Annotated in this window: 10 protein-coding genes; all 10 read left to right on the top strand. The window is 44.3% G+C overall.

The window, feature by feature from the left end; translation table 11 throughout:
• The first annotated feature begins 12 nt into the window (after positions 1-12).
• From rsmH to murC, 10 genes are read left to right on the top strand one after another with little or no spacing between them, the layout of a single operon-like run.
• Positions 13-954 carry a 16S rRNA (cytosine(1402)-N(4))-methyltransferase RsmH gene (rsmH, locus tag HBH39_RS16305; RefSeq protein WP_167679706.1) on the top strand — a complete coding sequence of 314 codons (942 nt, stop codon included), beginning with the start codon at positions 13-15 and terminating at the stop codon, positions 952-954.
• A gap of 11 nt (positions 955-965) precedes the next feature.
• On the top strand, positions 966-1,280 hold the full coding sequence (ftsL, locus tag HBH39_RS16300; protein WP_167679705.1) for a cell division protein FtsL: 315 nt from the start codon (positions 966-968) through the stop codon (positions 1,278-1,280).
• 11 nt (positions 1,281-1,291) lie between these two features.
• On the top strand, positions 1,292-3,028 hold the full coding sequence (locus tag HBH39_RS16295; protein ID WP_167679704.1) for a penicillin-binding transpeptidase domain-containing protein: 1,737 nt from the start codon (positions 1,292-1,294) through the stop codon (positions 3,026-3,028).
• Entirely contained in the window at positions 3,025-4,503 is a 1,479-nt protein-coding gene (gene murE, locus HBH39_RS16290) for a UDP-N-acetylmuramoyl-L-alanyl-D-glutamate--2,6-diaminopimelate ligase (RefSeq protein ID WP_167679703.1), read from the top strand. The genes HBH39_RS16295 and murE overlap by 4 nt, the downstream gene beginning before the upstream one ends.
• Positions 4,500-5,876, top strand: coding sequence for a UDP-N-acetylmuramoyl-tripeptide--D-alanyl-D-alanine ligase (locus HBH39_RS16285; RefSeq protein WP_167679702.1), 1,377 nt, complete (start codon positions 4,500-4,502; stop codon positions 5,874-5,876). The genes murE and HBH39_RS16285 overlap by 4 nt, the downstream gene beginning before the upstream one ends.
• Positions 5,877-6,959, top strand: a complete 1,083-nt coding sequence (gene mraY / locus HBH39_RS16280) for a phospho-N-acetylmuramoyl-pentapeptide-transferase (protein ID WP_167679701.1) — start codon at positions 5,877-5,879, stop codon at positions 6,957-6,959.
• Positions 6,960-6,965: 6 nt separating this feature from the next.
• Positions 6,966-8,285 carry a UDP-N-acetylmuramoyl-L-alanine--D-glutamate ligase gene (gene murD, locus HBH39_RS16275; protein WP_167679700.1) on the top strand — a complete coding sequence of 440 codons (1,320 nt, stop codon included), beginning with the start codon at positions 6,966-6,968 and terminating at the stop codon, positions 8,283-8,285.
• Complete coding sequence (gene ftsW / locus HBH39_RS16270) at positions 8,275-9,489, top strand: cell division protein FtsW (RefSeq protein ID WP_167679699.1); 1,215 nt, start codon at positions 8,275-8,277, stop codon at positions 9,487-9,489. Before murD ends, ftsW begins: the two co-directional genes overlap by 11 nt.
• Positions 9,489-10,607, top strand: a complete 1,119-nt coding sequence (murG, locus tag HBH39_RS16265; RefSeq protein ID WP_167679698.1) for an undecaprenyldiphospho-muramoylpentapeptide beta-N-acetylglucosaminyltransferase — start codon at positions 9,489-9,491, stop codon at positions 10,605-10,607. Before ftsW ends, murG begins: the two co-directional genes overlap by 1 nt.
• A 1-nt stretch (position 10,608) precedes the next feature.
• A complete protein-coding gene (gene murC, locus HBH39_RS16260; protein WP_167679697.1) occupies positions 10,609-12,075 on the top strand; it encodes a UDP-N-acetylmuramate--L-alanine ligase in 1,467 nt (488 codons plus the stop codon).
• Positions 12,076-12,131 lie beyond the last annotated feature (56 nt).

Here is a 12,131-nt window from a genome sequence, read left to right as displayed (position 1 = left end):
AAGAAGACCCTAATGAGTCAAGAGTTTGCTCACTTAACTGTATTACTAAAAGAGACCGTAGAGGGTCTTAATATCCACCCTGATGGCATCTATATAGATGGCACATTTGGTCGTGGTGGGCACTCAAGATTGGTGATGAGTCATTTAGGGCCAAATGGCCGTTTAATTGCCATCGACCGTGATCCACAAGCAATAGAAGCGGCTAAGCAATTTGCTGATGATCCACGCTTTCAAATTGTTCATGGCGGTTTTGGTCAACTTGCTGATTATATTGAAGACTTAGGTCTAGTGGGCAAAGTTAATGGGGTGCTTTTAGATTTAGGCGTGTCTTCACCACAACTTGATGATGCCGAGCGTGGCTTTAGCTTTTTACGTGACGGCCCATTAGATATGCGTATGGATAACAGCCAAGGCCAAACAGCTGCGCAGTGGTTAGCTCGTGCCGAAATTGAAGATATGGCTTGGGTATTTAAAACCTATGGTGAAGAGAAAAACGCCCGTCATATCGCCCGTTGTATTGCCGCTGATCGTGATGAAAAGCCGTTTTTACGCACCAAAGATTTGGCCGATTTAATTGCGCGGATCACTAAGAATAAAGAGCGTAACAAGCATCCCGCTACTCGAGTTTTTCAGGCAATTAGAATTTATATTAACAGTGAACTTGAGCAAATCGATCAAGCTCTGGAAGGGGCATTAAAAGTGTTAGCGCCTGAAGGGCGTCTATCAGTGATTAGCTTTCATTCATTAGAGGATCGCATGGTGAAGCGTTTCATTCGTCGCCATAGTCAAGGAGAGAGTGTGCCACATGGGCTGCCGATTACCGAAGCGGAAATCAATAAATCGCGCACTTTAAAAGCTGTCGGTAAGGCGATGAAACCATCAGATGAAGAAATTGAGCAAAACCCTCGTTCACGCAGTTCAGTATTGCGTGTCGCAGAGCGTTTGCCTTACTAAGGTTAGTGATTGTGAGTCAGTCACCACTCAATTTACCTCGGATTATATTGCAAGATATTTGGCAACATAAATGGTTGTTGCTGTTAAGTATTATTGTGATGATAAATGCAGTAGGCGTGGTTTATACCAGTCATATTAGCCGTAAATTGACCTCAAAATGGGATCAACTTTTACAAGAACAAGATCGCCTTGATATTGAATGGCGAAATTTATTATTAGAAGAGCAATCACTGTCAGAGCACAGCCGTGTAACACGTATTGCCACTAAAAATTTGAATATGGCTCGTCCACTTCCTAAAGAGGAAGTGGTTGTTAGGGCTCAATGAGCATAGGGAATATGTCTAGACAAGCAAAACGTAAGCAAAACCCGACCTTAATTCCATGGCGTTTATACGTTGTGGTGGGCTTTGTGTTTGTGCTTTTTGCCAGTTTAATCGCCAGAGCGGCTTACATTCAGATTATAGAGCCAGACAAATTGCGCCATGAAAGTGATATGCGCACCTTACGCACCACAAGCAATCAAGTACAACGTGGACATATCACTGACAGAAATGGTGACATGTTAGCTGTGAGTGTACCTGTGAGGGCGGTATGGGCCGATCCCAAACATGCTCATGATCAAAATGCTTTTGAAGACATGCGCCGCTGGCAGGCTCTTGCCGATGTATTGCAAGAACCAGTTGATAAGCTAGTGAATAAAGTTAAGCGTGATCCAAAAAAACGTTTTGTTTATTTAAAACGTCAAGTCACACCTGCTGTTGCTGAATATATTGAGAAACTCAAAATAGGCGGTATTTACCTGAAAGCAGAGTCACGTCGTTATTACCCTGCCGGTGAAATTGCTGCGCAGCTGATCGGTATCACTAATATCGATGATGTGGGGATTGAAGGCATTGAAAATACCTACAATACTTGGTTAACCGGCACACCATCAAAGCAAAAGGTGCGTAAATCTCGCGACGGTCGAGTCGTTGAGCGCCTAGACATTGTTCAAGAGGGTGAGAATTCGAATGATATCGTGTTGAGTATTGATCAACGTATTCAACAATTAGCTTATCGAGAGTTAAAACGCGCCACTGAAATGTATCAAGCCACTTCTGGCTCTGTTGTGGTGATTGATGTGCATACTGGCGAAGTGTTGGCGATGGCTAATACACCTTCTTATAACCCCAATTCACGTGATAATTTACAATCGCACCGCATGCGTAATCGTGCATTAACGGATACCTTTGAGCCGGGCTCCACCGTTAAGCCATTTGTGGTCGCCGCGGCACTCGAAGCGGGAACCGTTAAAAGTAATGAGCTGATACCTACCTCGCCTGGTTGGATGCGAATTGGGGGGCGACAAGTGCGCGACTCCAATAACTATGGCGATATGTCACTTGCAAAAATTTTAGTTAAGTCCTCTAACGTAGGCATTAGTAAATTAGCCTTATCTATGCCTGTGCAGCAATTACTCGGCACTTATCAGTCAATGGGATTAGGGAATTACTCCGGCATTAATTTAACCGGAGAAAGCGCTGGATTAATTCATGACCGTCGTCGTTGGTCTGACTTTGAGCGAGCCACCTTATCTTTTGGTTATGGTTTCACGGCTACACCACTTCAGTTAGCGCGAATGTATGCAACCTTGGGCAGTGGTGGCGTATTATATCCAGTTTCGATTTTAAAGTTACGTGAACCGCCTCAAGGTCAACAGGTGTTATCAGAGCAAGTGGCAAAAGATGTCATGCAAATGTTGGTTGGTGTCACGGAGGCCGGTGGTACGGCAAGACAGGCCCACATCGAAGGTTATCCTATTGCAGGAAAAACCGGTACCAGTCGTAAAGCGGTTGCTGGCGGATATGGTGATGACTATGTGGCATTGTTTGCCGGAGTTGCACCGGTACATAATCCGCGATTAGCCATTTCTGTGGTGATTAACGAGCCTAAAGGCGACAAATATTACGGTGGCGATGTGGCAGGGCCAGCATTTGCGAAAATTATGTCTGGTGCACTGCAAATGCTAAATGTTGAACCCATAAGTGAACGCGAAGCCGTCAAGCTCGCGTCTGCGCCAAGGAGCGCAGAATGATGTTACTAAGAGATTTACTTGCGCCCTGGTTTCATTATGCCGGGGCTGAGTCCATTAATGGGTTGACATTAGACAGCCGACATATTAGTGCTGGAATGGTGTTTGTGGCATTACCAGGTTACCAAGTTGATGGTCGCCAGTACATAAATGCTGCCATTTTGCAGGGTGCAACAGCGGTGTTAGCACATACCGATGAACCAAAGCAGCATGCTCAAGTGGATTATGTTGGCGCAGTGCCTGTGATTCATTTTTGTCAGCTTGTGCGCCAGTTATCTGCGGTAGCCGCACAATGTTATCCAATTGCTCAACCATTGAAAGTGATTGGTGTAACAGGCACAAATGGTAAAACCTCAGTTAGCCAAATCATTGCCCAGCTTGTAACCCTATATCATCAAAAAGCGGCTGTAATGGGAACCTTAGGTAATGGATTATGGGGGCAGCTAGTTGATAGTGGCAATACCACCGCCGATGCTATTACTGTGATACGTCAATTAGCGGATTATGCTCAACAAGGTGCAGATGTATGTGCTATGGAAGTGTCGAGTCATGGTTTGGTGCAAGGGCGTGTTGAGGCTGTGCCTTTTAAAACGGCAGTGTTCACCAATTTAAGTCGAGATCACCTTGATTATCATGGTGATATGTCATCATATTCAGCGGCTAAAAAGCGTTTGTTTCAGTTTGCTTCTTTAGAAAATGGCCTGATTAATATTGATGATCCTGTTGGGGCAGCTTGGTTGGTAGAGTTAAACAATTCAACCCTAAAATCTTTCAGTATTGATAACCCAATCGCTGACTTCTATTGCCAAAACACCATTTATGATGATGCGGGTATTCACACCACCTTGGTTGTTAATCATCCGCAAGGTAGCAAGAGCTTCCCATTAAGTGCTTCTCTTTTGGGAAAATTTAACCTTGCAAACTTAATTGCCGCATTAGCTGCCTTATCGTTACAGGGCTTTTCTATGGTTGAATTGGTTAAGTTGGCTGCCAAAGTTCAGCCAGTTGCTGGTCGTATGGAGCGATTTTCGGTCCCGAACAAGCCAACTTTAGTGGTTGACTATGCCCATACCCCCGATGCAATAGAGCAAGTATTACAGGCCTTACGTGTGCATTGTAAAGGTCAGTTATGGTGTGTATTTGGCTGCGGTGGTGACCGTGACAAAGGTAAGCGTCCTTTAATGGCACAGGCGGCAGAAAAGTTTGCCGATAAAGTCATGGTAACCAGTGATAATGCCCGTAGTGAGCAGCCTCAACGCATTATTGATGATGTGATGGCGGGGTTAATGCATCCGCAAAATGCCTTGTGTGAAATTGATCGCGTAACGGCGATTAAGCAGGTTGTGTCATTGGCTCAGGCAAACGACATCGTATTGTTAGCGGGTAAAGGCCATGAAACTTATCAAGAAATTGCTGGAAAACGTCTGCAATATGATGAACGAGCTTTGGCCCAAAAATTAATGGAGGAGCAGGCATGATCACTCTTTCATTGCAGCAAATTACCACTGCATTACAAGGTAAATTGATTAATTCCAATGACACTTCGATTGGTTCCGTGAGTACTGATAGTCGTCAATTTGAGGACTGCGGCTTATTTATTGCCTTAAAAGGCGAACGTTTTGATGCCCATGATTTTGCTCAAGCTGCAGTGAATAATGGCGCCAAAGCCTTACTGGTTGAGCGTGAACTTGCCATTAATATTCCGCAAATTATCGTTGCAAATACGCATAAGGCTCTTGGGCAGTTGGGGGCGTTTGTTCGTCAACAGGTTAAGCCCATAGCGCTTGCGTTAACGGGGTCAAACGGTAAAACCAGCGTCAAAGAAATGGTGGCAACAATTTTATCGCAGCAGTTTCAGGTGCTATTTACTGCGGGTAATTTTAATAATGATATTGGCGTACCATTAACCTTATTACGTTTATCAATGGGCGATCAATATGGCGTGTTCGAGCTGGGTGCAAACCATAAAGGTGAAATTGATTACACCAGTAAGCTAGTGCAGCCTAAAGTTGCACTGGTGAATAATATTGGCAGTGCTCACCTTGAAGGTTTTGGGTCAATTGAAGGCATTGCTCAGGCCAAATCTGAAATTTTTAATCATCTTCAGGCTGACGGCGTAGCGGTAATTAATGCTGACGATAAATTTGCAGCATTTATGATGCAAAAAACGTCAGCCTTCAAGCAACTGCTTTTTTCACGCCAAGCTCATACCCAAGCTGATATTTGTGCAAGTCATTTGATTGCCAATGCACAAGGATGCTACAGCTTTAGGATTAATTATCAAGAGCAGCAAGTTGATGTGCAATTGCCATTAGCGGGTGAGCATCAAGTCAGTAATGCTCTGGCTGCAAGCGCTATGTGTCTTGCTCTAGGGCTCGATTTACGCTTTATTGCACAAGGGTTAAGTCTGCTTGGACCGGTAAAAGGCCGTATGCAGCCGAAAACTTTGGGGCGCTTTTTAGTGGTGGATGACAGTTACAACGCCAACCCAAGCTCAGTCAGCGCTGCTATTAATTGGTTGCAACAACGTGATGAATATCGGTGTTTAGTGCTGGGAGATTTGGGCGAATTAGGCGACAATGCTGCCCTTTTGCATGCAGAGGTGGGTCAACAGGCAAAATCTGCAGCGATTAATGCTTTGTATTGCTGTGGCACTTTGTCCAAACATGCCAGTGATGCTTATGGTTGTGAACATTATCAAGATGTAGAGCAGTTATCTAAGGCATTGATAATAAAATTAAATGACTTGTCAGGCAGCGTGACAGTGTTAGTAAAGGGTTCTCGAAGCGCAGCGATGGAGCGTGTGGTCGATTTGTTAGTAGATGCCTTCGGGTGTGGGGAGTTAGTGTAGATGCTGGTTTATCTGGCCGAGTATTTAACCCAGTTTTATAGCGGGTTTAACGTATTTTCTTATGTAACGTTTCGAGCCATTTTAGGCTTGTTGACGGCATTAGTGTTTAGCTTGTGGTGGGGACCAAAACTGATCGAGCGTTTGCAATTATTGCAAATCGGTCAGGTTGTGCGTAATGACGGCCCAGAATCGCATTTTAGCAAGCGTGGCACGCCAACAATGGGTGGCCTATTAATTCTTGCTGGCATTTTTATCAGCGTTTTGTTGTGGGGCGACTTATCAAGCCGTTACGTGTTGGTTATGTTGTTTGTATTAGGCACTTTTGGTGGCATTGGTTTTTTAGATGATTACTTAAAAGTGGTTAAGAAAAACTCCAAAGGGTTAATTGCCCGTTGGAAATATGCCGGGCAGTCGATTGCTGCATTAGTGGTGGCGTTTTATTTATATGCTTCTTCTGCGATACCTGGAGAAACCCAGCTGGTTGTTCCGTTTTTTAAAGATGTCATGCCGCAACTTGGCGTACTGTTTATCTTTTTAGCGTATTTTACCATTGTCGGTGCGAGTAATGCGGTGAACCTAACCGATGGTTTAGATGGTTTAGCCATCATGCCTACTGTGATGGTTGCAGGGGCATTTGCACTTATCGCTTACCTTTCTGGCCATGCACAATTTGCTAATTACTTACACATTCCTCATTTACCTGAAGCGGGTGAGTTAGTGATTGTGTGTACCGCTATAGTGGGTGCTGGTTTAGGCTTTTTATGGTTTAACACCTATCCAGCGCAAGTTTTTATGGGTGATGTTGGTTCATTAGCTCTGGGCGCGGCCTTGGGAACGATTGCTGTGTTAGTACGCCAAGAAATCCTGTTGATCATCATGGGTGGCGTGTTTGTGATGGAGACGGTATCGGTGATATTGCAAGTGGGATCATACAAGCTACGTGGGCAACGTATTTTCCGCATGGCACCAATTCATCATCACTACGAATTGAAGGGCTGGCCAGAACCTCGCGTTATTGTGCGTTTTTGGATTATTTCACTGTTCCTTGTGTTACTTGGTCTTGCGACCTTGAAGTTAAGGTAAAACATTATGCAATCAGCAAATTCGCACATCGTTTTAGGGCTAGGTGCAACAGGCCTCTCAGTTGTGCGTTACCTCGTATCCAAAGGGATTACACCATTGGTGATGGATAGTCGTCGTCATCCTCCTGGTGAAGATGTGTTAGCTAAAGAATTTGCTGATGTTGAGTTAATCGCAGGCGGATTTGATTGCAGGTACTTAGTGCAGGCAAGTCAAATCATTATTAGCCCTGGTATTGCGGTCGATACACCAGAGGTTCAAGCTGCGCGCGATATGGGCATTGAAGTGATTGGCGATATAGAGCTATTTGCCCGTGAAATTGCCGATCGTAAACCCTGTGTTATCGGCATTACGGGGTCAAACGGTAAGTCAACGGTAACCACGTTAGTGTACGAGATAATGTTTGCCTCAGGATTGAATGTGGTTATGGGTGGCAATATTGGTATTCCTGCACTCGATTTGCTTGCGTTGAACGCTGACTACTATGTGCTGGAATTGTCTAGTTTTCAATTAGAAACCACTTATTCGCTTAATTGTATTGCTGCAACTTGTCTTAATATCAGTGAAGATCATATGGACAGATATTGCAGCATAGCGAGTTATCGTGAGGCCAAGCTCAAGCTGTATCCACAAAGTCGGTTTGTGATGTATAACCGCGATGATCCGTTAACCTTCCCATTTGAACCGATGAACCAAAATACCTTTGGTTTAGGTATGCCTGAAGAGGACGATTGGGGGATCAGTGATGGCAAGATTTTTCATGGTGACAGCGAGATCATGAATCTTAATGATGTCAGCTTAATTGGCTCTCATAATCATGCCAATGTCTTGGCGGCGATGGCATTGGTTGATGCTTGTGGTGTAGATAAAGAATATATGATTCAAGTTGCGAGCATTTTCAAGGGATTAAGCCATCGTTGTGAGTTGGTTGCGGTTGTTGATGGGGTGACTTACATCAATGATTCAAAAGCCACCAATGTAGGTGCGACAGTCGCTGCGTTAGATGGATTAAATACCCATCTTGGCGAAATATTTCTGATAGCCGGTGGCGATGGTAAAGGCGCTGATTTTAGCCCGTTATCCCCTGCATTAGAGCATGTGGCTAAGGTGATTACCTTGGGTAAAGATGGCGATAAAATTGCTCGTCTTAAAGACGATAGTATTCAAGTTGCAACCATGAAGGAAGCTGTTGATACCGCAGCTCAGTTAGCGTTTTCGGGTGATATAGTCTTGTTGTCACCAGCTTGTGCCAGTTTAGATATGTATAAAAGCTTTATGGCGCGTGGAGATGACTTCAAACAATGCGTGGAGCAATTAGATGGCCAATAACGAGCAGCAATTAAGCTTGTTTAAGCAAGGCCTATCTTGGTCTTGGCCATCACTGTTGAGCGATAGAAACTCGTCTAGCATCGAGCTGTATGATCGCAGCTTTATTGTGGCAATTATTGCCTTAATGTGTTTTGGCTTTGTCATGGTGATGTCTTCTTCAATGCCAGAGGCGGAAAAACTAACCGGCAACCCATTTCATTTTATCAGCCGCCACGTGTTGTATTTAATTGGCTGTGTAGTGATTACTTTTTCGGTGCTAAGAGTTGAAGTGTCTTACTGGGAAAAGCACAGTGGTATGTTGATGCTGGCCGTTTTGTTACTTCTAATTGCCGTGTTGTTTGTTGGTACATCCGTTAATGGAGCAAGGCGCTGGTTATCAATTGGCCCGGTTCGTATTCAGGTAGCGGAAATCGCTAAGTTTGTCTTTATCGTTTACATGGCGGGGTATTTGGTGCGTCGCCACGGTGAGCTTAGAGAAAACCGCAAAGGCTTCTATAAACCGATTGCTGTGTATGGTTTATTTGCATTATTGATTTTATTGCAACCCGATTTGGGCACAGTGGTGGTGTTGTTTGTGTGTACGGTTAGCTTGCTTTTTTTAGCCGGTGCAAGACTAACAGATTTTATGGTGTTGATATTATTGGGTGTGGGTACTTTTGTATTGTTAGTGCTATTTGAGCCCTATCGCATGCGACGAGTGACTTCCTTTATGGACCCATGGGAAGACCCTTTTGGTAGCGGTTATCAGTTAACCCAATCATTAATGGCCTATGGGCGCGGTGATTGGTTAGGGCAAGGTTTAGGTAACAGTATTCAAAAATTAGCTTATTTACCAGAAGCACATACGGACTTTATTTTTGCAGTAATAGGTGAAGAGCTCGGTTTTGTTGGGATTGTCATGGTATTAGTCATGCTTTTTTTTATTGCATTAAGGGCTATTCGATTGGGCAATTTATGTTTGCAAATGCAGCGCCCGTTTGAAAGTTATGTGGCTTATGGCGTGGGTATTTGGATTTGTTTTCAAACGGTGGTTAACGTGGGTGCCAGTATTGGTATGCTACCAACAAAAGGGCTAACGCTACCGTTTATCAGTTATGGTGGCAGTAGCTTATGGGTAATGACAGCTGCCGTTATGTTATTGGTGCGCATTGATCATGAAAGGCGTTTAAGTTTGGTTCAAGCAATTCAAGGGAGGGCTAAATAATGGTTGCAACAACTCGCGCTGTGGCAACTAGCCCTTCTCCAAAATTATTAGTGATGGCCGGTGGTACCGGTGGTCATGTGTTTCCTGCTTTAGCGGTGGCCAAATACTTAGCGGCAAAAGGTTGGCAGGTTCGCTGGTTAGGAACTGCGGATCGCATGGAAGCTCGTTTAGTCCCACAACATGGTTTTGATATTGAGTTTATCGATATCAAGGGGGTTCGGGGGAACGGATTAATGCGTAAGCTTGCTGCGCCTTTTAAGGTCATTCGTTCGATCTTTCAAGCAAAAGCTGTGATTGATGACTTTAAACCTAATGTTGTATTAGGTATGGGCGGCTTTGCCAGCGGTCCTGGTGGGGTTGCAGCGAAATTGGCGGGCATTCCGGTGGTATTGCACGAGCAAAATGCGATACCGGGTTTAACCAATAAGTTGTTATCAAAAATTGCGACAAAAGTGCTTTGTGCGTTTGCTAATACCTTTAGTGTCGATGTTAAGAATGTTGAGGTAGTGGGTAACCCTATTCGTCAAGAGTTAATTGCACTTGGGGCAGGCGATAAAGTGGTTAATGCTGAGGCTTTAAAAGTGTTAGTGGTAGGCGGCAGTTTAGGTGCCAAAGTGTTAAACGATACTTTGCCGCAGGTTGTTGCAAGTTTAAGTAAACAGCATTCAATAACAGTATGGCATCAAGTGGGTAAAAATAATTCAGACACGGTTAAATCAGCGTATCAGCAAGTGAATCAACTTGATTCGGTTAACGTTGCGGAATTTATCGATGATATGGAAGCTGCCTATCGTTGGGCTGATGTTGTGGTTTGTCGCTCAGGAGCATTAACCGTATCTGAGCTGGCCGCCGTTGGTTTACCAAGTATTTTAGTGCCTTACCCACATGCGGTGGACGATCATCAAACAATTAATGCATCCGTGTTAGTGGATGCAGGGGCGGGATTTTTATTGCCTCAAACGCTTTTAAACGCAAAGTTGCTCGAAGAAAAGCTGCAACTACTTGCAAGTGACAGACAAACATTGCTTCTTATGGGGCAAAAAGCACGCGGCGTTGCTGTTTTAGATGCAACACAACGGGTCGCCGATATATGCGCCGCGGTAGCGAAGAAGGGTTAACATGACAAAGACAGAAAAATACGCACAACTACGCAGCATGATCCCTGAAATGAGACGGATCAAGCGCATTCATTTTGTTGGCATCGGTGGTGCTGGCATGGGGGGAATTGCGGAAGTATTAGTTAACGAAGGTTATCAAATTAGTGGTTCTGATATCGCAGTCAATAGTGTCACCGAACGTTTGGCTGGCTTAGGGGCCAAAATTATTATTGGCCACCTAAGTAGCAATGTGGATGCGGTTGATGTCGTGGTGGTTTCTACAGCCATTGATAAACAAAATCCTGAAATTCTTGCTGCGCAAGAAAGCCGTATTCCGATTGTACGCCGTGCTGAGATGCTTGCCGAACTAATGCGCTATCGGCATGGTGTTGCTATTGCTGGTACCCATGGCAAAACCACGACCACGAGTTTAATTGCTAGCGTTTATGGTGAAGCTGAGCGAGACCCAACGTTTGTGATCGGCGGATTATTAAATAGCGCAGGTACCAATGCTCGTTTAGGTAAAAGTCGTTATTTAATTGCTGAAGCGGATGAGAGCGACGCGAGTTTTTTACACTTGCAACCTATGGTTAGCGTGATAACCAACATTGAAGCCGATCACATGGATACCTATGGTGGTGACTTTGAGGTATTGAAAACCACTTTTGTGGATTTTTTACATAATTTGCCATTTTATGGTGTAGCAGTGATGTGCGTTGATGACCCTGTCGTAAAAGACATTTTGCCTCGTGTTGGTCGTCAAATTGTCACTTATGGTTTTAGTGAAGAAGCTGATGTGCGTGCCAGCAATTTTGTCCAACAAGGACACCAAAGCCGTTTTAGTGTGCACCGTAAAGATAAAGCAGATTTAGATATAGTGTTAAATCTGCCAGGTCAACACAATGTGTTAAATGCATTGGCCGCTATTGCCGTGGCGACAGAAGATGAAATTGATGATCAATCGATTATCAAGGCGTTAGTGAAGTTTGAAGGTATTGGTCGTCGCTTCCAGCATTTGGGCGAATTTACCACACCAAATGGCAAGGTGATGCTGGTTGATGATTATGGTCATCACCCAAGTGAAGTGTTAGCAACCATCAAAGCGGCTCGAGCAGGTTGGCCAGATAAGCGTTTGGTGATGGCTTATCAGCCTCATCGTTATACTCGAACACGCGATTTATATGAAGATTTTGTTGATGTGTTGTCACAAGTAGATTGTTTATTGTTGTTAGATGTATATGCTGCTGGAGAGAATCCGATCCCGGGGGCAGATGGCCGGGCATTGTGTCGCTCAATTCGAGTTCGGGGACAGGTTGATCCTATCTTTATTGCCGGGCCTGAGCAGCTTGCTAGCGTATTGCCTGATGTACTCAAAGAAGGTGATTTAATGTTAACTCAAGGTGCTGGCAATATTGGCGCATTATCAAAAGAGTTAGCTGCAACTCAGTTGGGGTTTGTTATGAACGATACGAGCGCGTCTGTAGAGTAGTTTTTGTACAGCTATACGGTTGAAAAATCGTACTTTTATACGGTCATGAAGCGCTA

This window comes from Shewanella aestuarii (assembly GCF_011765625.1).
GTDB classification, from domain to species: Bacteria; Pseudomonadota; Gammaproteobacteria; order Enterobacterales; family Shewanellaceae; genus Shewanella; species Shewanella aestuarii_A.
The sequence above is the reverse complement of the archived record's forward strand: the minus strand, read 5'-3'. Positions and strand labels throughout refer to the sequence as shown.